This is a genomic window from Synechococcus sp. CS-197, assembly GCF_025128215.1.
Lineage (GTDB): Bacteria > Cyanobacteriota > Cyanobacteriia > PCC-6307 > Cyanobiaceae > Synechococcus_C.
Window position 1 is genome coordinate 104,615 of the sequence record NZ_JAHLZC010000016.1, and the last position, 23,014, is coordinate 127,628.

The 23,014-nt window shown below is 62.8% G+C and carries 22 protein-coding genes; 16 read left to right on the forward strand and 6 right to left on the reverse strand.

All coding sequences use genetic code 11. The annotated features are described in order from the left end of the window. Positions 1 to 46 precede the first annotated feature (46 nt). A complete protein-coding gene (locus KQ296_RS06455) occupies positions 47 to 262 on the reverse strand; it encodes a hypothetical protein (protein ID WP_011934341.1) in 216 nt (71 codons plus the stop codon). Between the two features lie 198 nt (positions 263 to 460). Between KQ296_RS06455 and gcvT the strand changes: the two genes are divergently transcribed. The 8 genes from gcvT (at position 461) to KQ296_RS06495 (ending at position 8,873) form a co-directional block, all read left to right on the forward strand. Next, positions 461 to 1,570, forward strand: coding sequence for a glycine cleavage system aminomethyltransferase GcvT (gene gcvT, locus KQ296_RS06460; protein WP_011934342.1), 1,110 nt, complete (start codon positions 461 to 463; stop codon positions 1,568 to 1,570). Between the two features lie 48 nt (positions 1,571 to 1,618). Next, positions 1,619 to 3,454, forward strand: a complete 1,836-nt coding sequence (aspS, locus tag KQ296_RS06465; RefSeq protein WP_011934343.1) for an aspartate--tRNA ligase — start codon at positions 1,619 to 1,621, stop codon at positions 3,452 to 3,454. Between the two features lie 80 nt (positions 3,455 to 3,534). Then, positions 3,535 to 4,665: an RNA polymerase sigma factor, RpoD/SigA family gene (locus tag KQ296_RS06470; protein ID WP_259726413.1), complete on the forward strand. Its 1,131-nt coding sequence runs from the start codon at positions 3,535 to 3,537 to the stop codon at positions 4,663 to 4,665. A gap of 29 nt (positions 4,666 to 4,694) precedes the next feature. Further along, on the forward strand, positions 4,695 to 5,177 hold the full coding sequence (locus tag KQ296_RS06475; protein ID WP_011934345.1) for a Dps family protein: 483 nt from the start codon (positions 4,695 to 4,697) through the stop codon (positions 5,175 to 5,177). A gap of 61 nt (positions 5,178 to 5,238) precedes the next feature. Then, on the forward strand, positions 5,239 to 6,870 hold the full coding sequence (locus tag KQ296_RS06480) for a CTP synthase (RefSeq protein ID WP_011934346.1): 1,632 nt from the start codon (positions 5,239 to 5,241) through the stop codon (positions 6,868 to 6,870). Further along, on the forward strand, positions 6,867 to 7,493 hold the full coding sequence (locus KQ296_RS06485) for a 7-carboxy-7-deazaguanine synthase QueE (RefSeq protein WP_011934347.1): 627 nt from the start codon (positions 6,867 to 6,869) through the stop codon (positions 7,491 to 7,493). The genes KQ296_RS06480 and KQ296_RS06485 overlap by 4 nt, the downstream gene beginning before the upstream one ends. Positions 7,494 to 7,532: 39 nt before the next feature. Beyond that, positions 7,533 to 8,120 carry a M23 family metallopeptidase gene (locus KQ296_RS06490; protein ID WP_011934348.1) on the forward strand — a complete coding sequence of 196 codons (588 nt, stop codon included), beginning with the start codon at positions 7,533 to 7,535 and terminating at the stop codon, positions 8,118 to 8,120. 9 nt (positions 8,121 to 8,129) lie between these two features. Then, the gene (locus KQ296_RS06495; RefSeq protein ID WP_011934349.1) at positions 8,130 to 8,873 is read left to right on the forward strand and encodes a peptidylprolyl isomerase; all 744 of its coding nucleotides are present in this window, start codon (positions 8,130 to 8,132) and stop codon (positions 8,871 to 8,873) included. A gap of 36 nt (positions 8,874 to 8,909) precedes the next feature. Here the strand turns inward: KQ296_RS06495 and KQ296_RS06500 are convergent, their stop codons facing one another. Beyond that, the gene (locus KQ296_RS06500; protein WP_011934350.1) at positions 8,910 to 9,212 is read right to left on the reverse strand and encodes a hypothetical protein; all 303 of its coding nucleotides are present in this window, start codon (positions 9,210 to 9,212) and stop codon (positions 8,910 to 8,912) included. Here KQ296_RS06500 and KQ296_RS06505 point away from each other — a divergent pair. Both KQ296_RS06505 and KQ296_RS06510 read left to right on the forward strand, forming a co-directional pair. Beyond that, positions 9,207 to 11,846, forward strand: coding sequence for a peptidase domain-containing ABC transporter (locus KQ296_RS06505; RefSeq protein WP_011934351.1), 2,640 nt, complete (start codon positions 9,207 to 9,209; stop codon positions 11,844 to 11,846). The two genes, KQ296_RS06500 and KQ296_RS06505, sit on opposite strands and share 6 nt — an antisense overlap. A gap of 7 nt (positions 11,847 to 11,853) precedes the next feature. After that, positions 11,854 to 13,101 (forward strand): HlyD family secretion protein, encoded by a 1,248-nt coding sequence (locus KQ296_RS06510; RefSeq protein WP_011934352.1) that lies wholly within the window; start codon positions 11,854 to 11,856, stop codon positions 13,099 to 13,101. Between the two features lie 31 nt (positions 13,102 to 13,132). Here the strand turns inward: KQ296_RS06510 and KQ296_RS06515 are convergent, their stop codons facing one another. After that, positions 13,133 to 13,675 carry an ecotin family protein gene (locus KQ296_RS06515; protein WP_050815905.1) on the reverse strand — a complete coding sequence of 181 codons (543 nt, stop codon included), beginning with the start codon at positions 13,673 to 13,675 and terminating at the stop codon, positions 13,133 to 13,135. 33 nt (positions 13,676 to 13,708) lie between these two features. Between KQ296_RS06515 and queC the strand changes: the two genes are divergently transcribed. From queC to KQ296_RS06535, 4 genes are read left to right on the forward strand one after another with little or no spacing between them, the layout of a single operon-like run. After that, on the forward strand, positions 13,709 to 14,389 hold the full coding sequence (gene queC, locus KQ296_RS06520) for a 7-cyano-7-deazaguanine synthase QueC (protein WP_041428992.1): 681 nt from the start codon (positions 13,709 to 13,711) through the stop codon (positions 14,387 to 14,389). Continuing rightward, positions 14,386 to 15,699, forward strand: coding sequence for an anthranilate synthase component I family protein (locus KQ296_RS06525; protein WP_011934355.1), 1,314 nt, complete (start codon positions 14,386 to 14,388; stop codon positions 15,697 to 15,699). Before queC ends, KQ296_RS06525 begins: the two co-directional genes overlap by 4 nt. Next, the gene (locus KQ296_RS06530) at positions 15,696 to 16,559 is read left to right on the forward strand and encodes an aminotransferase class IV (protein WP_011934356.1); all 864 of its coding nucleotides are present in this window, start codon (positions 15,696 to 15,698) and stop codon (positions 16,557 to 16,559) included. Before KQ296_RS06525 ends, KQ296_RS06530 begins: the two co-directional genes overlap by 4 nt. Before the next feature lie 59 nt (positions 16,560 to 16,618). Next, positions 16,619 to 18,262, forward strand: coding sequence for an APC family permease (locus KQ296_RS06535; RefSeq protein ID WP_011934357.1), 1,644 nt, complete (start codon positions 16,619 to 16,621; stop codon positions 18,260 to 18,262). Here KQ296_RS06535 and KQ296_RS06540 read toward each other — a convergent pair. Both KQ296_RS06540 and KQ296_RS06545 read right to left on the reverse strand, forming a co-directional pair. Then, complete coding sequence (locus tag KQ296_RS06540) at positions 18,250 to 19,071, reverse strand: HAD-IIB family hydrolase (protein WP_011934358.1); 822 nt, start codon at positions 19,069 to 19,071, stop codon at positions 18,250 to 18,252. The genes KQ296_RS06535 and KQ296_RS06540 overlap by 13 nt on opposite strands. Next, positions 19,068 to 20,798 (reverse strand): alpha-amylase family glycosyl hydrolase, encoded by a 1,731-nt coding sequence (locus tag KQ296_RS06545; protein ID WP_011934359.1) that lies wholly within the window; start codon positions 20,796 to 20,798, stop codon positions 19,068 to 19,070. The genes KQ296_RS06540 and KQ296_RS06545 overlap by 4 nt, the downstream gene beginning before the upstream one ends. Positions 20,799 to 20,867: 69 nt before the next feature. On the opposite strand from KQ296_RS06545, the gene KQ296_RS06550 reads away from it, so the two are divergent. Next, positions 20,868 to 22,163 carry a glycosyl transferase gene (locus KQ296_RS06550; protein WP_011934360.1) on the forward strand — a complete coding sequence of 432 codons (1,296 nt, stop codon included), beginning with the start codon at positions 20,868 to 20,870 and terminating at the stop codon, positions 22,161 to 22,163. Between the two features lie 109 nt (positions 22,164 to 22,272). Beyond that, complete coding sequence (locus KQ296_RS06555) at positions 22,273 to 22,512, forward strand: DUF1830 domain-containing protein (protein WP_011934361.1); 240 nt, start codon at positions 22,273 to 22,275, stop codon at positions 22,510 to 22,512. Here KQ296_RS06555 and KQ296_RS06560 read toward each other — a convergent pair. Beyond that, positions 22,470 to 22,946: a hypothetical protein gene (locus KQ296_RS06560; RefSeq protein WP_011934362.1), complete on the reverse strand. Its 477-nt coding sequence runs from the start codon at positions 22,944 to 22,946 to the stop codon at positions 22,470 to 22,472. The genes KQ296_RS06555 and KQ296_RS06560 overlap by 43 nt on opposite strands. Positions 22,947 to 23,014: the final 68 nt, after the last annotated feature.

A 23,014-nucleotide genomic window follows, 5' to 3' on the forward strand; every position in this document is an offset into this window, starting at 1 on the left:
TGAGCGATCCACGAAGAATGTCTCTGGCGAGACAATTATTCTTTTTTTAAAGCAAGCCCGAAGAATTCAACGAAAAGGCTTCTCCCTCAACGGACGTGCCAAGGTCAAGCTGGCGATCACCCCTGGGACGATGGGCGTCTCCTGGCTTCAACTCAGGCAGCGATGGCTGTTGCGCCGTCCAGTGATGGCACCAAACCAGGCGTGCCAGCTCAGCATGCACAGGCAGATGGCGCAAGCGGCACCACCCCCCTTGATGCGCCATCGCTGAAGCGCAGTGCGCGCAAGACTGGCAGGACTGTGATTTCAGGATCACACCACCTGAAAGGAGAGCTAAAGATACGGACGCTTGTGAAAGCGGTCCAGCAAACAAGGACAATCTGCGGCTTTGCTTCCACTTCCGACGCAATTCCGTAGGCCTCCATAGGATTCGGCCCAACCTTTCCCCAGAGGCTCAACCGGCATGGATCTGCATCGCACACCGCTCCATGACCTCTGCGTGACCACTGGCGGGCGCATGGTGCCCTTCGCCGGCTGGGAGATGCCCGTGCAATTTTCGGGACTGGTCGCTGAGCACACAGCCGTGCGGCAGAGGGTGGGACTCTTCGACATCTCCCACATGGGCGTGCTGCGCATTGAGGGCAGCAACCCCAAGGACGCCCTCCAAACCCTCGTACCGACAGACCTGCACCGCATCGGCCCGGGGCAGGCCTGTTATTCCGTGCTGCTCAACGAGTCCGGAGGGATCCGCGACGACCTGATCGTTTACGACCTGGGGCAAACGAACAGCGACCAGGGAGAAGCCAGTTTGATCGTGGTGATCAATGCCGCTTGCGCGGCAGCCGATACCGCCTGGATCAGCGAACAGCTCACGCCTCAGGGCCTAAAGGTCACCGATGAGAAGGGCGATGGCATTTTGCTGGCCCTCCAAGGCCCTGAAGCCTTGGCACGGATGGAGCAGCTGAGCGGTGTCGACCTGCACGCGCTGCCCCGCTTCGCCCATCGCATGCTGGATCTCACAGGGTTGTCCCGTCCTGTGTTCTGTGCACGAACCGGATACACCGGGGAGGACGGCGTGGAGCTGCTGCTCGCACGTGAGGACGGACGCAACCTCTGGAACCGACTGGTGGCTGACGGGGTGACCCCCTGCGGCCTCGGTGCACGGGACACCCTTCGCCTCGAGGCCGCCATGCATCTCTACGGCCAAGACATGGACGCTGACACCACGCCATTTGAGGCCGGCCTGGGCTGGCTCGTGCACCTGGAAATGCCATCAACCTTTACCGGCCGTGCGGCACTCGAGCGCGCTGCAGACAGCGGTCCATCCCGGCGACTGGTCGGTCTGAAGCTGAAAGGACGGGCCATTGCTCGCCATGGTTATCCGGTGATCCATAACGGTGAACAGGCGGGGGCGATCACCAGCGGCAGCTGGTCGCCCACCCTCCAGGAAGCGATTGCCCTCGCCTATGTACCCACCGCCCTCGCCAAGGTGGGGCAAGAGCTCGGCGTTGAGATCCGCGGGCAGGTTCAGGCCGCCACGGTCGTGAGGCGCCCGTTTTACCGCCATCCCTGAAGAAGCCTGGGCTGTGGGAAAATCTCCTGTCACGAGTTGAGAGATCCCATGCGCAGCAACGGTTGCGGCGACCTGCGCAAAGAGCACATCGACAACAGCGTGCAACTGTGCGGCTGGGTGGACCGGCGCCGTGACCATGGCGGGGTGATCTTCATCGACCTGCGCGATCGCACCGGCACCGTGCAGATCACGGTGGATCCCGATCTGGGAGCTGAGGCTTTCGCCGTCGCCGAACACCTGCGCAGCGAAACCGTGCTGCAGATCAGCGGCAAGGTGCGGGCTCGCCCCGCTGAATCACTCAACGAGAAATTGGCCACGGGCGCGGTGGAGGTGCTGGCCAGCGGCATCACCGTGCTCAACAGCGTGAAGGGCAACCTGCCCTTCCCCGTGTCAGTGCACGACGAGGAAAACACCCGCGAGGAGCTGCGGCTGCGCCATCGCTATCTGGATCTGCGCCGCAAGCGCATGAACGACAACCTGCGCCTGCGGGCCCAGACGATTCAGGCCGCCCGTCGCTTCCTTGAAGACGAAGGCTTCATCGAGGTGGAGACTCCGGTTCTCACCCGCTCCACCCCCGAAGGCGCCCGCGACTATGTGCTGCCCAGCCGCGTCTGCGGCGGTGAATGGTTTGCCCTGCCCCAGTCGCCGCAGCTGTTCAAGCAACTGCTGATGGTGGGCGGCATTGAGCGTTACTACCAGGTGGCCCGTTGTTTCCGCGACGAAGACCTGCGCGCCGACCGCCAGCCGGAATTCACCCAGCTGGACATCGAGATGAGCTTCATGGATCAAGAGGAGATCCTGCAGCTGAATGAATCCCTGATTTGTTCGATCTGGAAAGCGGTGAAAGGCATCGACCTGCCCAGGCCCTTCCCGCGCATGACCTGGCATGACGCCATGGAGCGCTATGGCACCGACCGGCCCGACACCCGCTACGGCATGGAGCTCACCAACGTGAGCGACATCGTCAAGGACATGGGCTTCAAGGTGTTCAGCGGCGCCGTGAAGAACGGCGGCGCAGTGAAGTGCATCGCCGTTCCCGGGGGCAACGAGGCCCTTTCCAATGTGCGAATCAAGCCGGGCGGCGATGTGTTCAGTGAAGCCCAGAAAGCCGGCGCCGGCGGCCTGGCCTTCATCCGCGTGCGCGACGGCGGCGAAATCGACACCATCGGCGCGATCAAGGACAACCTCAGTGACGAACAGAAGCAAGAGCTGCTCAGCCGCACCGGCGCGGAACCCGGCACCCTGCTGCTGTTCGGCGCCGGCGACACCGCCACAGTGAACAAGGCCCTCGACCGGGTGCGCCAGTACCTGGCCAAGGAGCTAGGCATGGTCAAGGCCGACCGCGACAACGACCAGTGGAACTTCCTCTGGGTGGTGGATTTCCCGATGTTCGAATTCAACAGCGATGAGAACCGCTACGAAGCGCTGCACCACCCCTTCTGCGCCCCCAATGCCGAGGATCTCGGCAGTGATGCCTCCCAGTGGGCCGACACCCTGCCGGGTGCCCGGGCCCAGGCCTACGACCTGGTGCTCAATGGCCTGGAGCTCGGCGGCGGCTCCCTGCGCATCCACGACTCCGCATTGCAACGTCAGGTGCTTCAGACCGTTGGCTTGCCGCTCGAGGAGGCCCAGGAGCAGTTCGGCTTCCTGATGGATGCCCTCGATGTGGGTGCGCCTCCCCACGGCGGTCTGGCCTTTGGTGTGGACCGGATGGTGATGCTGCTCGCGGGTGAGGAATCGATCCGCGACACCATCGCCTTCCCCAAGACCCAGCAGGCTCGCTGCCTGATGACCAATGCCCCAGGCGGGGTCGCGGACAAGCAGCTGGAGGAGCTGCATGTGGCCAGCACTTGGGTGGATCCAACCGAAGAAGACTCCAACTAGAACCCGAACAGAAACCGGCGGTTCGGGGCACTTGCCAGCAAAACAACTGAACCTGACTGCATACCGTCAGTACCGGTTCATTGTCTGAGAAGGCTCGAACGACGGGGAAAGCCCCGATCCGCTGGAGCGGCGGCAACGACTTGCTGCGTCTTTACCTCCAGGACATCGGCCGCGTCGATCTGCTCACCAGCGAAGAGGAAGTGACCCTCTCCCGCCAGGTTCAGCAGCGCGAGCGTCTACTCGTGCAGGAGCGTGATCTCAGCACCCGCATCGCCGCAATCCGGGTGCTGCTGGATCTCGAGGAACTGCAACAACGCGAAGCCAATCACATCAGCCACTGGCCAACCCGGCAGGAATGGGCCCGGGCGGCCGAGATGCCCCTGGTTGAACTCAACCGAGTGCTGAACGAGGGGTACACCCTCTGGGCGGAGGAGAGTGGTCTGGAGGCGAAGGAACTGCAACGCCGCCTGCGCGAAGGTCGCCGGGCCCGAGACCGGATGATCCAGGCCAATCTGCGCCTGGTGGTGGCCGTTGCCAAGAAATACCAACAGCGCGGAATGGAACTCCTGGATCTGGTGCAGGAGGGCACCCTCGGACTGGAGAGAGCCGTGGAGAAGTTTGATCCCACCCGCGGCTTTCGCTTCAGCACCTATGCCTACTGGTGGATTCGCCAGGGCACCACCCGGGCCATCGCCACCCAAAGCCGCACGATCCGGCTGCCGGTACACATCACCGAAAAGCTCAACCGGATCAAGCGTGTCCAGCAGGAGATCGCCAGTGAGCAGGGGCGTCTCGCCTCCGTGAGCGACCTGGCCAAAGAGCTTGGGGTCAGTGAAGACACGGTGCGCCAGACCCTGGCCAGAGTGCCCCGTTCGGTGTCGCTGGAGACCCGCGTGGGCAAAGACCAGGACACCCAGCTCGGAGACTTGCTCGAAGATGGGCATGCGACACCAGAGCAGACCCTCACCCGAGACGCGCTCCACGATGACCTCGAACATCTGCTGGATGAGTTGAACCCGCGGGAAGCCGAGGTGATCCGCAGTCGCTTCGGACTGGAAGACGACACACCGCGCACCCTGGCCGAAATCGGCGAGGCCATGGCTCTCTCCCGCGAACGCGTGCGTCAGATCGAAACGCGCGCTCTGCTCAAACTGAGGCAACCCCAGCGCCGCTCCAAGGTGCGCGACTACATCCAGGGGCTGGATTCCTGAGCTAGAAACGCCCTATCGCTGTTATCACCATGGCCAGCACGCCTTCCATCAACATCGGGATCTCCGAAGCCCAACGCAACGAGATCGCCGAAGGGCTCAGCCGTTTGCTTGCCGATACCTACGTGCTCTACGGCAAAACCCACGGTTTCCACTGGAACGTGACCGGCCCCATGTTCAACACCCTGCACCTGATGTTCATGGAGCAGTACACCGAACTCTGGAATGCTCTCGATGTGATCGCCGAGCGCATCCGGGCGCTGGGCGTGGTCGCACCCCACGGCGGCTCCACCCTGGCCGGCCTGGCTTCGATCAAGGAAGCCGAACAGAAACCGGCAGCGCTCGACATGGTGAGCGAGTTAGTGGCCGGCCACGAAGCCGTGGCCCGCACAGCCCGCAGCGTGTTCCCGCTGGTGGAAGCTGCCAGTGATGAACCCACAGCCGATTTGCTCACCCAGCGCCTGCAGATCCACGAGAAAACCGCCTGGATGTTGCGCAGCCTGCTGGAGGGTTGAGCCGGAGGGGGGTCCTCAGCCCTTGGGGTGCTCGGTACATTGAAGAGTCACCCGGGGGGTCATGGCCAAGTTCGTCTTCGTCACCGGTGGAGTGGTGTCCAGCATCGGCAAGGGCATCGTGGCGGCCAGCCTGGGGCGCTTGCTGAAATCACGCGGCTACAGCGTGTCGATCCTGAAGCTGGATCCTTACCTGAATGTGGATCCGGGCACCATGAGCCCGTATCAGCACGGTGAGGTGTTTGTCACCGAGGATGGCGCTGAAACCGATCTCGATCTCGGCCACTACGAACGCTTCACCGACACGGCGATGTCACGCCTGAACAGCGTGACCACAGGCTCGATCTATCAGTCGGTGATCAACAAGGAGCGCCGGGGCGATTACAACGGCGGCACCGTGCAGGTGATCCCGCACATCACAGGCGAGATCCGCGAACGCATTCACCGCGTGGCCTCCAACAGCAACGCCGATGTGGTGATCACAGAAATCGGCGGCACCGTGGGTGACATTGAATCTCTGCCCTTCCTCGAGGCCATTCGCGAATTCAGGGGCGATGTGGGTCGCCACGATCTGGCCTACATCCATGTGACCTTGCTGCCCTACATCGGCACCTCAGGCGAACTGAAGACCAAACCCACCCAGCACTCGGTGAAAGAGCTGCGCTCGATCGGCATCCAGCCGGATGTGCTGGTGTGCCGCAGCGACCGAGAGATCAACGCAGAACTCAAACGCAAAATCGGCGGATTCTGTGGTGTGCACGAACGGGCGGTGATCCCCTCTCTTGATGCCGACAGCATTTACGCCGTCCCCCAGACCCTCGAAGAACAGGGGCTGTGCCGGGAAGTGCTGGATGTGCTCAATCTCACCGACCACGACAGTGACATGCGTGCCTGGCAGCAGCTGGTGCACAAGATGCGCAACCCTGGCCCGGCGGTGAAGGTGGCCCTGGTGGGCAAATACGTGCAGCTCAATGACGCCTATCTCTCGGTGGTGGAAGCCCTGCGCCACGCTTGCCTCGCCCAGGATGCATCCCTCGATCTGCACTGGGTGTGCGCCGAAGAGATCGAAAACCGCGGCGCTGATGCCCTGCTGCATGGCATGGATGCTGTGGTGGTGCCAGGCGGCTTCGGCAACCGTGGCGTGGATGGCAAGGTGGCGGCAATCCGCTGGGCCAGGGAACAACGCATTCCCTTCCTGGGGTTGTGCCTGGGCATGCAATGCGCGGTAATCGAATGGGCCCGCAACCTGGCTGGCTTAACCGATGCCACCAGCGCTGAACTGGAGCCGGGCACCAGCCATCCGGTGATTCACCTCCTGCCGGAACAGCAGGACGTGGTGGACCTGGGCGGCACCATGCGCCTCGGGGTGTACCCCTGCCGCATCGCCGAAGGCTCGATGGCCGATCGGCTCTATGGCGATGAGGTGGTGTACGAACGCCACCGCCATCGCTACGAGTTCAACAACGCCTACCGCAATCTCTTTCTTGAGTCGGGCTATCGGATCAGCGGCAGCTCCCCCGACGGTCGCCTGGTGGAACTGATCGAACTGCCGGAGCATCCGTTCTTCACGGCTTGCCAGTACCACCCGGAATTCCTCTCGCGGCCAGGCCAGCCCCATCCTCTGTTTCGCGGCCTGATCGAAGCCGCCCAACAACGACTGCCCAACAGTCCCAGCGAAATCAAGGCCACGGCGTGAGTCAGGACCCGCCGGCCTCCGCCTCTCTCCCAGTGGTGGAGACCTTCCACTCCCTTCAAGGAGAGGGTCTTCATGCTGGCCGCAGTGCCTTCTTCATCCGCCTGGCGGGGTGCAGCGTGGGCTGCAGCTGGTGCGACACCAAACACTCCTGGCCCGCTGAGTCCCATCCAGCGCGCACCCTGCACAGCATCGCCACTGAGGCAGCAGCAGCAGCCAGCGACGGCGCAGCCTTTGTGGTGATCACCGGCGGCGAACCGCTGCACCACAACCTCGACGCCCTCGCGCAAACCCTGCGCAAAATCTGCGGGCTGCCTTTGCATCTGGAAACCAGCGGGGTCGACCCGCTCAGTGGCAATCCCGACTGGATCACCCTTTCGCCAAAACGGCACGCACCTCCCCGGGCCGAGCTGCTCAGCCGCTGCCATGAACTGAAAGTGGTGGTGCATGAACCTGCCGACCTGCTGTTCGCTGAGGTGCTGTCCGCGCAGGCGCCGCAAGCCGCCTGGCTGCTGCAACCCGGATGGGAGAGCGTTGAAGGACAACAGCTGGCGCTTGATGCAGCACGCCGCGATGGCCGTTGGCGGCTCAGCCTGCAAAGTCACAAGTGGCTGGGGGTGCGTTGAGCCGATACAACCGGCAGGTCATCAACTCCAGATGCCCCGATGCGCGTGGCCCTGCTCATGGCCCTGATGCTGGCCAGCGGCCAGGGGCAGCTCGGGCACGCACAACCGCAGCCCCCGCAACGGGTGCCGAAGCGCACAGGGGTCTCCAACCTGGCGCTACTGCGTTCCGCGCGGCCCCGGCAACTGCCTCCTTCCCACAGACCCTTCCGGCCGGGGGAGTCGCTGCAGCTCCGATACCCCCTCGCGCAGCGCGCTGACGAAGGGCAGCCCTATGGCTGGCGTTATTCAGAGCAGCGCCAGCGTTGGCGCATGCACGTTGGGCACGATCTGATCGCTCCGGCTGCCACACCCGTGCTCGCCATGCTCTCCGGCCGGGTGCATCTGGCCCAGACGATCAGTGGCTATGGCCTCACGATTCTGATCGAGCACGGCCGGGGCTGGCAGACGGTGTACGCCCACCTGCAAACAGCAAGTGTGCAACCCGGTCAGCTCGTGCGGGCCGGCGAACGCATCGGCCACGTTGGCCGCAGCGGATCAGCCAGCACCGACCATCTGCACGTGGAACTGCGACGCCTGCAGGGACGGCAGGCCTACGCCCTGGATCTTGCCCCGCTTCTGCCCCGCTAGGTTCTGCCCATGGATGATCTCCAGCCAGCCGTTCAGGCCTCCCTCGCCGCCCTCGGTGCGGACACCCTCGATCTGCTTCGCCGCAGCGACCTCCTGCACTCGCTGGTACGCCGCCAGTTGATGGAACAGGCAACCGCAGAGCTCACCCCACCGGATGAGCTGGTGAAGAAGGCGCTGATCAACCATTGCCGGCAGGAGCAACTCCAAGACGAAGCCGCCCTGAACAACTGGCTCGAGGAGCGCCACCTGAGCAGGGAGGAATTGCTCCATCAACTCAGCCTGCCCCTGAAATTATCCAAGCTGTCTCTCGACTGGTTCGGGCTTCAGGCCGAGGCGCGTTTTCTGCAGCGCAAAGAAGCCTTGGATCAGGCGACCTACAGCCTGCTGCGCGTGAAAGACTCCGGCATGGCCCATGAGCTGTATCTGCAGCTGGAAGCTGGGGAAGCCAGTTTTGAAAGCCTGGCCAAGGATCACAGTGAGGGGCCTGAAAAAAGCAGCAGTGGTCGGGTCGGGCCTGCCAGCCTGATGCGGGCCCATCCCCTACTGCGCACGGTTTTGCGCACAGCCACACCCGGCGTGGTGCTGGAGCCCATGCTGATTGAACAGTGGTGGGTGGTCACCCGCCTGGAGGAGCGCCACGAAGCCAGCTTCGACGAAACCATGCGTCAGCGCATGGCGGCGGAGCTGCTTCAGAACTGGTTGCAGATTGAGACGAAGTCAGTCATGACAACGCTCTTAATTCCGCAAGAATAAAAGCGCTGCAACCTCTTCACCCTGGAACCCGCAACGTCAAACGGACTCGGTGCCCTGCGCGCCAAATTTCTGGAGCTGGGGGAAGCACAGCGCTACGAGCTCGGCCAACCGCTCTGCGAAAGCCGCTTCATCCCCGGTCAGGTTCTCCTGATCGAAAGCGGCAATGCCAGGCTGCTCGGTGAGCAGGGCGGTCGCCTCAGCACTCTGGCGAAACTGGAAGCCGGCAGTGTGATCGGTGTGGCCTCGCTGCTGCGCGGTGCCGGCTGTGAAGACGTCCGCGCCGCGTCGGAGCTGATTGCACGCAGCCTGAGCGATGACCAGATTCTCGAGCTGATGCAAGGCGACGCTGCCGTTGCCGCCAGCTGCCGTCATCACCTCTGGGAAGCGGAGCTCGCTGCTCTGCTGCAGAGCTTGCTGAACCAGTCCCCCAAGCAATCCCGCCCCCTCAGCAGCTGGCTGCGTGAACTGCTGCCATTGGCCCACATCCTCGAGGCCTCCGATCGCGCAGCGGTGCAATCAGCACTGAGCGCGCAGAAGCGCCTGTTCCTCTCCAGCAGCCCAGAGAATCCAGATCTCGCTGCCAGCGGCGATGAACTGCGGGACGCTGACGCGATCGCAGCCCTTCCAGCGGACCGCCACGGCTGGCCCCTGCGCCTGATTGCCCTTCCAGCAACAGCGTTGCAGGACCTTGAGGCCGATGCTGCAGCTGACGATGTGCTCGAAGCGGAGGTGGTCAGTCCATCCCCAGGCAGCGCCCTGAGCCGAAGCGACATCCCCCAGGCTCCCCTGCGCCCGCCGGTCAGCCGCTTCAATCAACCAGGCACGGACAACCGCGATTTCTTCGTGGCGGGCGAGGGGGTGGTGGAGGAGACCCTGGCCTGTTTCCAGATGCTCACGAAGCTGATGAAGCTTCCGTTCCGGCGTGATGCCATCGAGCGGGTGCTGCGCGATCAGCTGCGCCGGGGACAAACCCCCACCCTCAGGCTTTGCGGACAGATCGCTGCAGGGCTGGGGCTGCATGTCTCTGGCGCCAAGGTGGCCGCTCGGATGGGACTGCGCCTGCAAACTCCCACCCTGGTGCCCTGGGGTGACGCGTTTGCCCTCGCTGTTCGCAGCGATCAACGCGGACTGGTGCTCGCTTCCCCCAGCCAGGGATTCGTGGAACTGGATGCCGAGCAACTCGACACCGCATTCCCCGAAGGCATCGATTTGCTGCTGCTGGATCGCACCAGCACCACACCGGAGCAGACCTTCGGCCCGTCCTGGTTCTGGCCAGCCCTGAAGCGCTACCGCGGAGTGCTGATCCAGGTGTTGACCGCCAGCTTCGTGGTGCAGCTGTTCACCCTGGCCAACCCACTGCTGATTCAGGTGATCATCGACAAGGTGATCTCTCAACGCAGCCTGGACACCCTGCAGGTGCTGGGCTTTGCCCTGGTGGCCGTCACCCTGCTGGAGGGGGTTCTCGGCAGTTTGAAAACCTATCTGTTCTCAGAAACCACCAATCGCATCGACCAGCGACTGGGTGCGGAGGTGATCGACCACCTGTTACGCCTTCCCCTCGGCTATTTCGACCGGCGCCCGGTGGGTGAGCTCGGGTCGCGGATCAGTGAGCTGGAGAAGATCCGCAACTTCCTCACCGGCCAGGCCCTCACCACCGTTCTGGATGCAGCGTTCTCGCTGATCTACATCGTGGTGATGCTGATTTACAGCTGGCTTCTCACCCTGATCGCCCTGGCGGTTCTGCCCATCCAGGTGGGACTCACCTTGCTGGGAGCCCCACTGTTCCGGCGCCAGTACCGCAAGGCCGCCGAGGCCAACGCCTCCACCCAAAGCCATTTGGTTGAGGTGCTCACCGGAATCCAAACGGTGAAAAGTCAGAACGTGGAAATGATCAGCCGCTGGACCTGGCAGGAGCGCTACGGCAAGTACATCAGCCGCAGTTTCGAAAAGACCATTACCGGCACGGCCCTGAGCCAGACCTCCCAGGTGCTCCAGAAGATCTCCCAGCTGCTTGTGCTGTGGGTGGGCGCCACCCTGGTGCTGTCTGGCGATCTCACCCTTGGTCAGCTGATCGCCTTCCGCATCATCTCCGGCTACGTCACCCAACCACTGCTGCGCCTGTCCTCGATCTGGCAAACGATCCAGGAACTGCGGGTGAGTTTTGAGCGCCTGGCGGATGTGATCGACACCCCTCAGGAATCAGACGATCAGGACAAAGCCAAGGTGCCCCTGCCGCCGATCGAGGGCGCCGTGAGCTTCGACAACCTCTCGTTCGGCTTCAGTCCCGGCACACCACCGGTGCTCCACGACGTTTCCTTGCAGATCAAAGCCGGCACCTTCGTGGGGATCGTGGGACAGAGCGGCAGCGGCAAAAGCACCCTGATGAAGTTGCTTCCGCGGCTGTATTCACCGGACCAGGGCCGCATCCTGATCGACGGCTATGACATCGACAAAGTGGAGCTGTATTCGCTGCGTCGTCAGATCGGCATCGTTCCCCAGGATCCCCTGTTGTTCTCAGGCAACGTGAACGAGAACATCGCCCTGACCCAACCGGATGCCTCCAGTGAAGAGATCGTGCTGGCCGCAAAAGTGGCCTGTGCCCACGATTTCATCATGGAACTGCCTGCCGGTTACAGCACACCGGTGGGCGAGCGGGGCGCCTCCCTCAGCGGTGGCCAACGCCAGCGGATTGCCATCGCCCGAACCCTGCTGGCCAATCCCAAGCTGCTGGTGATGGACGAAGCCACCAGCGCCCTCGACTACGAAACCGAACGCAAGGTGTGCGACAACCTGATCCAGGCCCTGCACGATTGCACCGTTTTCTTCATCACCCACCGTCTGTCCACCGTGCGCCGGGCCGACCTGATTGTGGTGATGCACCAAGGAGCCGTGGTGGAACAGGGAACTCACGATGAATTGATGGACCGTCGCGGTCGTTACTACGCCCTTTATCGCCAGCAGGAGGCCAGCTGAGATGACCATGAATCCGAACAACGGACCGGACGATCAGGAGCAGTCCAGCCCCGCCGGGAAGCTGGTGAAGCAGGCCCGCTCAGCCCTTGAAAGCCGCATCACCACAATTTCCGACCAGGAAAACGTGCTGCAGCAAAGCCGCTTCTGGATGAAGACGGTGACCTGGACCCTGATTGGCACCACCGCACTGGGCATTGGCTGGCTCGCCGTTGCCCGCACTGAGGAAGTGGTGGTGGCCACAGGCAAACTGGAACCGGTGGGCAACGTGAAAGACGTGCGCATTCCTCCCGGTGGCGTGGTGGAAGAGATCCTGGTGAAGAGTGGCCAGCGGGTGAGCAAAGGCCAGGCCTTGATCCGCCTCGATCAGGAAAGTACCGCTGAACAGCTGAAATCACTCACCCAAGGACTGGAGGAAAAAACCACCCAAATCGGTCAGAAGGAGCAGCAGTTGCAGCTCAAGAAACTGGAGCGTGTTCGCACCGAAGAGCTGAACCGGGAGCAGATCGCCACAACCCAAGCGAATCTTGCATTGGAGCAGGAGATCCTCTCGCGCCTGGAAAGCCTGGCCAAGGAGGGCGGCATCCAAGACATTCAATACCTGCAGCAGCGCAACAAGGTGCAGGAGCTCAAGGGTGAGCTCACCAAGCGGAAACTGGATGGACGCCGCCAGATCAACCAGATCGATCAGCAGGTTGAACAACTCAATGCTGAGCTGGCGGGTCTGCGCAGTGAGCGGGCCCAACTGAACGCAAACCTCACCGATGTGCGGGTCACCAACAAAAACCAGACCCTGCGCGCACCGGTGGATGGAATCGTGTTTGATCTCAAACTCAACAACCCTGGGTTTGTCTCCCAGGCCATGTCTTCAGAAGTGGCCTTGAAGGTGGTTCCCTTCAACACCTTGGAAGCCGATGTGGAGATCCCCAGCAACAAGATCGGTTTCGTACGCCCTGGCCAACCGGCCGATATCAGCATCGATTCTTTCCCGGCCACAGACTTCGGCGTACTGGCTGGAACCGTGCAATCGGTTGGCTCGGATGCCTTGGCCCCTGACCCCCAGCAGATGCGTCAGGAATACACCTACCCAGCAGTGATCAAACTTGATAGCCAGCAACTCAAACTCAACGACGGCAAGGAATTGCCCCTGCAAGTGGGCATGTCGTTAACGGCCAATATCAAGTTGCGCAGCGTCAGCTATCTGCAGCTTCTGCTGAATACATTCCAAAGCAAGACCGATTCTCTGAGGCAGCTCTAAGCCCTTCATTCACTGAGTCCAAAGGGAGCCTTCAACGTTGCACAGCCTTCTGCTGGCGGGTTTCCGCCTTCCAAAGGCGCCAACGCAATTCGGCACCCTTTGGCAGATCCACCACGATCGGCCATGAGGGGTTGTAGGGCACCAGATAGGGCTGCAGGCCGAGGGAGAGGAACGAGCGTTTCTCGGGCGCACCCGGTGGGCAGGCTTTTTTGGTGCTGATCAGGCGCAACGGTCCCTTCACTTCAAACAGGGCCTTGCCCGATGCCTGGGGCAGCATGCGCATGGTCATCCCAGGACCGGACAAGCGCTGAAGGTTGCAATCCAAGGTCACCTCCTCGCCCACGATCAACTGAATGCGCCAGTCGAGGGGATGGGCTGAAACCAACGGATCGCTGGTCTTGGGCAGCAGTCCGGATGGCTGGATCACCCAGCGCTGCAGGCCCGGTGCCGGTGCGGGATAGCCGCTCAGATCCAAGCGCGGGATGGCTGCCACAGGCGTCAGAGCACTCATCAGGATCACGGAGGCACCGGCACAAGCCCCGGAGATCGTCGTCAGAGACTGTGAGAACGCCATCGTCGACACCAGAACGGCAACAGAATGCCCAGCATGACCGATTCAACCGCGATTGCCCTGCTCTCCGGAGGGCTCGACTCCGCCACTGCCGCTGCGCTAGCGCAGGAAGCCGGCTGTCGCGTGATCGGCCTGTCGTTCGATTACGGCCAGCGCCACCGCCGCGAACTGCAGGCGGCAGCAGCCATTGCTGAAGCCCTCAACCTGGCGGAGCACCACACGATCAGCGTGAACCTGGCGAGCTGGGGAGGGTCCTCGCTCACCGACAGCGCCCAAGCCCTTCCGGTTGATGGCGTGCAGGACGGGGTGATTCCCAGCACCTATGTGCCCGGCCGCAACACGGTGTTCATCAGCATCGGGCTGAGCCTGGCCGAAGCCCGCGGCGCCGATCGCCTGGTGCTGGGCGTCAATGCCGTGGACTACTCGGGGTACCCCGACTGCCGGCCGGACTACCTGGATGCCTTTCAGACCTTGGCGGATCTGAGCAGCAAGGTGGGCCGCGAAGGACGGGGCCCACGGCTGTGGGCACCACTGGTGGAGTGGAGCAAGCAAAAAATTGTGGAGGAAGCACTACGCCTGGGGGTCCCGATCGAACGCAGCTGGAGCTGTTACAGCGGCGGTGATCACCCCTGCGGCGTGTGCGACAGCTGCCGGATCCGCGATGCCGCGCTGCAGGCTGCCGGTCGCCCTGATCTCTGCAGCAGCGCCAGCCGATGACACTGCTGCGCAAGCGCTTGCCCTGGCGTGAACCGGCTGACGTCGCCGCTGTTCTGGCCTGCCTCTACGGCGAGGAGGGCCTGATCTGGCTGGACGGCGATGGCGGCGAACTTGGCGGGCGCATCACCCTGGCGGCGGATCCACTGGAGCAGCACTGCTGCCGCGGCCTGCCTGGGGATCCTGAGGCCACCAACCCCTTTTCTGCCCTGCGGGAGCTGAGCCCAGGGCACTGGACGGGCTGGCTGAGTTACGACGCCGCCGCCTGGACCGAGCCTGGCAACCCCTGGAGCCGGGACCCGATGGCCAGCCTCTGGATCGCCCGCCACGATCCCGTTCTGCGCTTCGACCTGCAGGCCAGAGCGCTGCACCTGGAAGGCATCGACCCCTCCCGCCATGCGGCGATGGCGCACCTGCTGGAAACCCAGCCCATCAAGACCACACCATCCGACGCCAGTGCGAAGCAGCCCCTGGGTTGCCGCTGGCACCGCCACAGCGACCGCGACGCCTTCAAGGCCGGGGTTCTGCGCATCCGTGAGCTGATCGCCAGCGGGGATCTCTTCCAGGCCAACCTCACCGCCTGTGCGAGTGCAACGCTCCCGGAACCCATGGGCAACCTGGCGCTCTACCAACGCTTGCGCGATCGATGCCCCGCCCCGTTCAGCGGTGTGCTGATCGGCAGTGGCGCCGCCGCCGGCGAGGCCGTGCTGTCCACCTCACCGGAGCGGTTTCTGGAAGTGATGCCGGATGGAGCCGTGCAAACCCGACCGATCAAGGGCACCCGTCCACGCCATCCCGATCCACACATCGACGATGACCTGGCGGCCGAGCTGGTGTGCAGCGCCAAAGACCGCGCTGAGAACGTGATGATCGTGGATCTGCTGCGCAACGATCTCGGCCGGGTGTGCGTGCCGGGATCCGTGCAAGTGCCCGATCTGGTGCGCCTGGAGAGTTATGCACGGGTGCATCACCTCACCTCAGTGGTGACCGGGCAGTTGCGCGCTGGCAGCACCTGGGTGGATCTGCTGGAAGCCAGCTGGCCGGGGGGCTCGATCACAGGCGCTCCCAAGCTGCGCGCCTGCCAGCGCCTGCAGGAGTTGGAGCCTCTGGGCCGTGGCCCCTACTGCGGCTCGATCCTGCACATCGACTGGGATGGCCGCTTCGACAGCAACATCCTGATCCGCACCCTGCTGCGCAAAAACGCTGACCTGCGCTTGCATGCCGGCTGCGGCATCGTGGCCGACTCCGATCCTGAGGCGGAAGCCGAGGAACTCGACTGGAAACTGCTGCCCCTGCTGGAGGCGCTGGCATGAGCAGCACGCTGGCCTGGATCAATGGCACATGGGGAGATCCCTCAGAGCTCAAGCTGCCCTTGAGCGACCGCGGCTTGCAGCTGGCTGACGGCGTGTTCGAAACGGTGTTGATTCGCGGAGGTGAACCCCAACTGCTGCAGGCGCACCATGCCCGCTGGCGGGATGGTGCGACAACCCTGGGCATGGCACCACCACCGAGCCTGGAGGTGCTCGGCCCTCTGCTACGCGAAGCGATTCAGCTCGGTGGGCTCAATGATCACAGCGCAACCGCCCGCAGTCGCAACACAATCGAGCGCCATGGAGCCCTGCGCTTGAACTGGAGCCGCGATGGTGCTGCGGCCCGAGGCATTCAGGTGCCCGCGGGTGAACCGGATCCTGCCCTGCATCGCTTCTGGTTCACCCTCAGTGCGCATCAGCCCAGCTTCGCGGCCGTGCGCACCTGGATCAGTCGCCATGAACGGCGCAACGCCACCAGCCGCCTGAGCCATTGCAAAACCTTCGCCTACGGCCAAGCGATTCAGGCCCGCCGTGAAGCAATCGAGCACGGCGCCGATGAAGGCCTGTTGCTTAGCACCACAGGCGAACTGTGCTGCGGGAGCACCGCCAATCTGCTGGTGCAGCGCCAAGGCCAATGGCTCACACCACCCCTAAGCAGTGGTTGCTTACCAGGGGTGATGCGTGCACAACTGCTCAAACACGAACTTGCCCAGGAAGCCTCGATCCATGCCCAACCGGAACCTGGTGACTGCTGGCTGCTGATCAACAGCCTCGATTGCCGCGTGGTGAGCGCTGTGGATCGCCATGCATTAACAACCACAACGCAGGCCGAAGAGCTGTGGGGCGCGCTCTTGAAGGGCTAGACGGTACGTAATCGCGTTAGGTACGTGACGCAATTCACACGAGAACGTGCTTTGGCCCCATGTGTGCGCCGCGCCGTGGCCTCTGCCAACCTTTTGCCAACGCAGACTCCCGCGACACATCACCCTTGGCAGCCACTCTCAAACGCGACCTGGGCGTCAACTCTCTGATCCTCACGGTGGTGACCGGCACCATCGGCTCAGGCTGGCTGTTCGCTCCCTACTTCTGTGCCCGCATCGCCGGCCCGGCAAGCCTGCTGGCCTGGGTGATCGGTGGAGTGATGGCCTTTCTCCTGGCGCTGGTGTTCGCGGAGCTGGGCGCTCTGGTGAACAGCTCCGGAGCCCTCGCCCAGCTGCCCCTGCTCAGCCACGGGCGCCTGTCGGGATTCATTGGCGGTTGGAGCGCTTGGATCTCCTACGTGTCGCTGCCCTCGATTGAAGTGCTGGCCCTGCTCCAGTACCTCTCAAGCGTGCTGCCCTGGCTCACCCGCGATGTGGGCAGCTCCCAAGCCCTCACAGGTGTCGGCCAGCTTGTGGCGGTAGCCCTGCTGGTGCTGTTCACCTGGATCAACCTTGCAGGCATCAGCCAACTGGCGCGCTGGATCGATGGCCTCACCCTCTGGAAGCTGGTGGTTCCCCTGCTGGTCTCCATCAGCCTGATGCTGATTGCAGGCCACTGGGGCAATCTGCAACTCCCGGTCCCAGAGCAACAAAACACGCTGGTGGATGCCATCGGCAGCGGCGGCGTGTTGTTCAGCCTGCTGGGTTTCCGCACGGCGATGGACCTCGCCGGGGAAGTGCGCAATCCCCAGCGCAATGTGCCCCTGGCCATGGGAGTGGGCCTGGGCCTGTGCTTGCTGATTTATCTCGTCCTGCAGCTCGGCTTTCTCGTCAGCGTCCCACCGGAGGCCTTGCAGCAGGGTTGGAGCCGTCTAAACCTCAGTGCCCATGGTGGGCCGCTCGTGGCGCTGGCCACGGGTCTGGGCCTGGGCTGGGTGGCCACCCTCCTGCTCATCGATGCCGTGGCCTCCCCCGGTGCCACTGGCATGGCCTACCTGGGAATTTCCGCACGGGTGAGCTGGATGATGGGAGAGTGCCGACTGCTCCCAAATGCGCTCGGGCGGTTGAACCGTCGGGGGGTCCCCCACTGGTCGCTGATCAGCAGCCTGGTGATCAGCACCATCCTTCTCTGGGTGGCGCCGAGCTGGCAGGAGGTGGTCAGCTTCCTCACCTCCACCTTGATCATTGCCCTGGCCATGGGCCCGGTGAGCCTGCTCGCCCTGCGCCGCCAACTGCCCAACGCCCCAAGACGCTTTCAGATTCCCTGCCCCTGGCTGCTCAGCGGCATGGCTTTCGTGATGGCTACCTGGGCGACGAGCTGGAGCGGGCGGGAGGCTTTGGAGGGAGCCGTGCTGGTGATTGCGGTTCCCAGCCTGATCTACGCCCTCAGCAACGCCTGGAAAGGCCAGCCGATTGAGCTGACAAGCGGTCTGTGGTGGGCGCTGTATCTCGGCCTGTTGATTCTCGATATGGAGCTGTTCAGCACGGGCCAGCCCCTGGAATTACCCATGGGCTGGCACCTCGCCGTGCTGGCTGGGCTGGCTATAGCGGTGATGCCTCTGGCGGTGAACAGTGCGCTGAAGGATGCCTCACCCCATGCGCTCACGCCGCTGACGGAACCGACAGGCAGCCCTCAATCCACCTGATCCAGGTCATCGAGAAGTCTGGGGAGCCAATGCTCAACGGCTGCAGACCACCCATGGGCATGGGGAGCTGGTGCCAACTGGAAACGACCCTCCGCCAGGCCGGCCTGGAGGGCGGGATGCGGTCCGTCCACCCCTGGCACCACGATCGAGCGGTCGCCGGCATGCAGCAAAGGAAGGTCATTAGGCGAATCTCCCAAAGCCAGAACAGCCACGTCAGAGGCCCCCTGGCGCTGCTTCAGCACCGCGAGTGCCCGGCCTTTGCTGACGTCGGCTCCCAGCAGATGCCCCAGGCGATTGCCCTGCACCACCGCAAGCTCACGGGCCTGCGCCAGCTGTTGCAGGCGCCTGCGGGACTCACCATCCGGCGGAGACACAAACGGCACACTGCAGGCCCGGCGCTGAGCCTGTTGCAGGGCTTCCCCACCCAGGCCCAGCAAGCGATCGGCCTCCTGATCACTGAGATCATCCAGCGCCTGCAGCGGTTGCCCCAGGTCACGCGCCAAACCGTCGAGCTGGGGGCGCAGCTCCTGCCATGACGGACCGAGCCTCTGCTGCCAGGGGCTCCCATCGGCGTTCTCACCATGGATGGCTCCCCCGTTCTCGACGATGAACGGATCCCGCAGTCCGGTCTGTTCGCGGAAACGACGGACTTCTTCCGCTGTTTTGCTCGTACAGGGAATGAGGGGAATCCCCCGTCGCTGCAGCAGCCGAATCGTGCCCAGGGCTGGTGTCCAGTCGTAGCGATGGTCCATCAAGGTGCCATCAAGGTCAGTGACCACCCACCACTGACGCCTCAGGGTTGTCGTCATGACCTCACCAGCCAGAGCACTTCATAAGGGTTCAACAGATGGCGTTTGCGGGGCTCCAGGGTGCGGCCACTGAGGCAATCGACCCACGGGGAGGCCTCCTCCTGGTCGAGCAGTCCGGAGGGATCCAGGCTGAGACGGGTCGATGTGACGTTATGCACCGCCAAGAGGTGATGGCCTGCATGGGATCGATGCAGCACAACACGATCCTCCCGGTCTGGGCTCAGCACCTCCAGCTGACCATCCGGATGCAGCGCCGGCTGCCTTGCCCGCACCGCGAGTGCCTGCTTCAGCACCGTGACAACGGCTGCGGCGTCGCTGTCTGGATCCTGCAGACGACGCTCCACGGACCGGCGTGTGAACTGGGGTCGGTTGAGATCGCGCCGGTGCCCCGTGCGCCTGAAGCGACCGAGGTCATTGGCGGTGGCGAGCAGAGCCGGCAGGTAGATGGCCGGCACCCCAGGCAGAGCAAGCACCATCAACTGGGTGAGCAGAAAGCGTTCCCTCTGCCGGTAGCTGGGGTCGAGGCCGCCATCGGCCATGGCGCTCCACCAACTGATGTTGATCTCGTAAGGCACCTCAGAACCATCGGCCAAGCGGCGATGGCTCACCAGACCCCCGCGCTGCTCGCAGGCGATCAGCAGCTCCCTGAGCCGTGACGGCGGCATCAATCCCTCCAGCGGTCTCAGCCCCACGCCGTCATGACAGGCGGTGAAATTGAGCAACGCCGTCGACTCCGGCAGCGACGGCCAGCGCGACAGCCAACGATTGAGCAAATCAGCGGAGCCACTGACAGCCGCCTCAAGCAGCAACGGTGGCAGGGGAAAGTTATAGGCCAGATGGGCCTCTCGCCCCGTGCGCAGATACGAGAGATTCTCCTGCTCTGGAACATTCGTTTCCGTGACCACCACCCCGTTTGCGCAAGCGATCGTGAGCAACTGACGCAGGAGTTCCACCAGCTGGTGGGCTTGCGGCAGGTGGATGCAGGTGGTGTTGGGCTCTTTCCAGACGAAGCCCACCGCATCCAGACGGATCCAGCCCACCCCATGGGTCACCATGCGAGCGAGCAGACGGGTGAATCCAAGCAGCACCTCGGGATGGCGCCAGTCCACATCCACCTGATCGGGCCCAAATGTGGTCCAAACCTCACGCATGCTGATCGGACCCTGGAGCTTGGTGAACAGGGCGGAACTGCGGGGACGCACCACGTTGTCCCAACAGGGATCAGGACCCGCTTCCAACACGCAGAACCGACCCGGCTCCTGATCGCGCAAGAACTGGCGCACCCAGGGATGGGAGGCCGACACATGGTTCAAGACCAGATCAGCCATCAACCTGCGCCCCTGCGCAAGCTCCGCCAGGTCGCTCCAATCACCATGGCGTTCCTCCAGACGTTCGTGACTGGCCACCGCGAATCCGCCATCGCTTGAGGCCTCCAGGAACGGCAACACGTGGAGAACGGCGGCGAACTCTGAGAGATGGCAATTCAAAAAGGTGCGAAGACTCACCAAGGCCGGCTGATCGTCCTCAACGACTGTGTCGGCGTAGGTAATCAGCACCACATCGTCGACACACCAGGGATTGCCTTGGGTGCGGATTTCGCCATTCGCCGATGCAGAGCCGAGAATCTGCAGCAATTGCGACGACAAGCTCTCGAGATCCCCGGAAGGATGGCACTCGTAAAGGCATCTCAGCAGATTCCCCAGCGTTCGCTCGCTCTGAAACTGCACTCTGCTTCACCTGAATCCCTCTCAGGTATGGAGCAACCGCCTTCTTTTCGTTGTTGCATCGCACACCGCATGGATTTTCAGCAGAGCCTGATCGCCACGGTTCACGACTACAGCCTGGGCAATCTCAACGCCATCGCCTTCAACCAGGAGCTCAAGCAGAGGCCAACCGCTCTGCTCATCCCCTGCCTGATGGAGGAATTCAGCAGACCCGCTCTGCGCCTGATCCGCGACACGCTGTCCTCGCTCACGGAACTGTCCAGTCTGGTGATCGCCCTATCAGCGGACAGTGCAGACGATGTCAACGCTGCGGAGGCATTCTTTGCTGAAATGCCCTTCCCCGTGCATGTGCACTGGACCAACGGTCCGGCCGTGAAGGACATCCTCACGTCGATGGAGCAGCACGGACTCGATCTCACCGGTCCTCCCGGCAAGGGCTGGGCGGTGTGGCAGGGCCTGGGCGTTGCCTGCCAACACGCCGAGGTCATCGGCCTGTTCGACGCCGACATCCGCACCTTTGGATCCGGCTATCCGGAACGGATGCTCAGGCCCCTGCTCGACCCTTCCCACGGGATGGCCTACGTGAAAGCTTTCTACAGCAGGCTCTCGCTGGAAACCCAAGCTCTTCAGGGGCGCGCCACCCGTTTGTTTGTCGGCCCCTTGCTCACAAGCCTTGAGCAGATCTTTGGCCCCCTGCCCTACCTGCGCTACCTGCAGACGTTTCGCTACCCATTGGCAGGGGAATTCGCCTTCACAAGGGATCTGGCGATGAATCTGCGCATCCCATCGGATTGGGGCCTGGAAATGGGCCTGCTCTCGGAGGTGTATCGGCACGTTGCACCCAGCCGCATCGCCCAGGTGGACCTTGGTTTGTTTGATCACAAGCACAAGAGCCTGGGCCAACAGCCGAATGAGGGACTGCAGCGGATGGCCAGTGAAATTTTCTGCACGGTGTTGCGCAGCCTGATGGAGCACGAGGGATCCGTGGTGTCCATGGATCAATTGCCAACCCTGGAGGTGCTGTACCGGCGGGTTGGCGAAGATCGGGTACGCCAGTTCGGTCTCGACTCTGCAATCAATCGCTTGCCCTACGACCGGCATGGCGAAGAGCTGGCGGTGCATCGCTTCTCCAAACTCCTGAGGCCTGGCCTTACAGCGCTGATGGCATCGCCGATCGCCCATCAACTGCCGAGCTGGTCGAGGCTGCACAGCTGCAATCCTTCGTTTGCCTCCGAACTTGCCCTGGCCGGCCGCGCCGACCGAAGCGCCAGCTTGCACAGGACTCGAGCACGGCGGCCGCGTCGCCCCAACTGTTCCACCGTGCCATCCCCTGCAAGAGGCCGCTCAACCTCAAGCGCTGCTGCCTGACTGGAACCACAGAAGATTAAGAAAAGCAAAAGCAGCTGGCATTCGGTGGCCAAACCAACACTTTTTTTGGCTCAAAACCTAGAGATTCAAAGTCTGATTTTCAGAACACATGATTGAGTGTCTGTACAGCAACAACAGCGACAAAATGGTCATTCTGAAGTGCATTGGCGAAAGGCATTTCTATCGAGAGAAAGTAGTGATGGCGCACGAGCTGTTCTGGTTTGAAGCCCCATCAAACAGCAGACTTGAAATCTGGAAGATGTCATCGCAAGGGCAGATGCTTGAGGTGCGCGCAGATGTGAGCGACTATGCACTTAACGCTGAAACAACGTCCGTGAAAGTGGCTTGACCGATCACAGCCATCAAAGCCGGAATGCGTGCACTGTTGTACACGCGGAACTCCTGAAGCAACGATGCCCCTGGCTCCCGGACCGCCTGGTTGAGCACTACGGAGCCATCAGGATCCGACACCGAGCGATGGAAGGTGCCGGGGGGAATGCGCAGGATGTCGCCACCGCTCTGCAGACGCACGACGTGAAACGGCTGCGTCCAAGCCAGATTCACCAGATAAAAGGTACGGCCACCACTGGCCGCTAAAAGATTGTCTTCCTGGTGAGGATGCAAATAAAACTGCCAGGCACCGCTGCCTGGAGCATCGGGTGGACTGATCGCTGGCCCGCTATGAATCACCAGATCACGGGCATTGGATGTGGCCACCGTCACATCAAAGAAACGCACAGCCGGAGTATCACGGAAGCGTTCATAAGACAGCAGTTCAAACATCCTGGATGAGTCTTTCAACGACCAAAACAACAACGCTTTTGTAGAGACTCCTGTTCAGGAAAACGGTG

Bases quoted from the DNA above. Each gene is read 5' to 3' on its own strand.
- KQ296_RS06495 (WP_011934349.1), top strand. From the start codon at position 8,130: ATGGATGATCTCCAGCCAGCCGTTCAGGCCTCCCTCGCCGCCCTCGGT.
- KQ296_RS06530 (WP_011934356.1), top strand. From the start codon at position 15,696: ATGAGCAGCACGCTGGCCTGGATCAATGGCACATGGGGAGATCCCTCA.
- KQ296_RS06505 (WP_011934351.1), top strand. From the start codon at position 9,207: ATGCAAGGCGACGCTGCCGTTGCCGCCAGCTGCCGTCATCACCTCTGG.
- KQ296_RS06540 (WP_011934358.1), bottom strand. From the start codon at position 19,071: ATGACGACAACCCTGAGGCGTCAGTGGTGGGTGGTCACTGACCTTGAT.
- KQ296_RS06510 (WP_011934352.1), top strand. From the start codon at position 11,854: ATGAATCCGAACAACGGACCGGACGATCAGGAGCAGTCCAGCCCCGCC.
- KQ296_RS06515 (WP_050815905.1), bottom strand. From the start codon at position 13,675: ATGGCGTTCTCACAGTCTCTGACGACGATCTCCGGGGCTTGTGCCGGT.
- KQ296_RS06555 (WP_011934361.1), top strand. From the start codon at position 22,273: ATGATTGAGTGTCTGTACAGCAACAACAGCGACAAAATGGTCATTCTG.
- gcvT (WP_011934342.1), top strand. From the start codon at position 461: ATGGATCTGCATCGCACACCGCTCCATGACCTCTGCGTGACCACTGGC.
- KQ296_RS06550 (WP_011934360.1), top strand. From the start codon at position 20,868: ATGGATTTTCAGCAGAGCCTGATCGCCACGGTTCACGACTACAGCCTG.
- KQ296_RS06560 (WP_011934362.1), bottom strand. From the start codon at position 22,946: ATGTTTGAACTGCTGTCTTATGAACGCTTCCGTGATACTCCGGCTGTG.
- KQ296_RS06525 (WP_011934355.1), top strand. From the start codon at position 14,386: ATGACACTGCTGCGCAAGCGCTTGCCCTGGCGTGAACCGGCTGACGTC.
- queC (WP_041428992.1), top strand. From the start codon at position 13,709: ATGACCGATTCAACCGCGATTGCCCTGCTCTCCGGAGGGCTCGACTCC.
- aspS (WP_011934343.1), top strand. From the start codon at position 1,619: ATGCGCAGCAACGGTTGCGGCGACCTGCGCAAAGAGCACATCGACAAC.
- KQ296_RS06455 (WP_011934341.1), bottom strand. From the start codon at position 262: ATGGCGCATCAAGGGGGGTGGTGCCGCTTGCGCCATCTGCCTGTGCAT.
- KQ296_RS06490 (WP_011934348.1), top strand. From the start codon at position 7,533: ATGCGCGTGGCCCTGCTCATGGCCCTGATGCTGGCCAGCGGCCAGGGG.
- KQ296_RS06535 (WP_011934357.1), top strand. From the start codon at position 16,619: ATGTGTGCGCCGCGCCGTGGCCTCTGCCAACCTTTTGCCAACGCAGAC.
- KQ296_RS06475 (WP_011934345.1), top strand. From the start codon at position 4,695: ATGGCCAGCACGCCTTCCATCAACATCGGGATCTCCGAAGCCCAACGC.
- KQ296_RS06480 (WP_011934346.1), top strand. From the start codon at position 5,239: ATGGCCAAGTTCGTCTTCGTCACCGGTGGAGTGGTGTCCAGCATCGGC.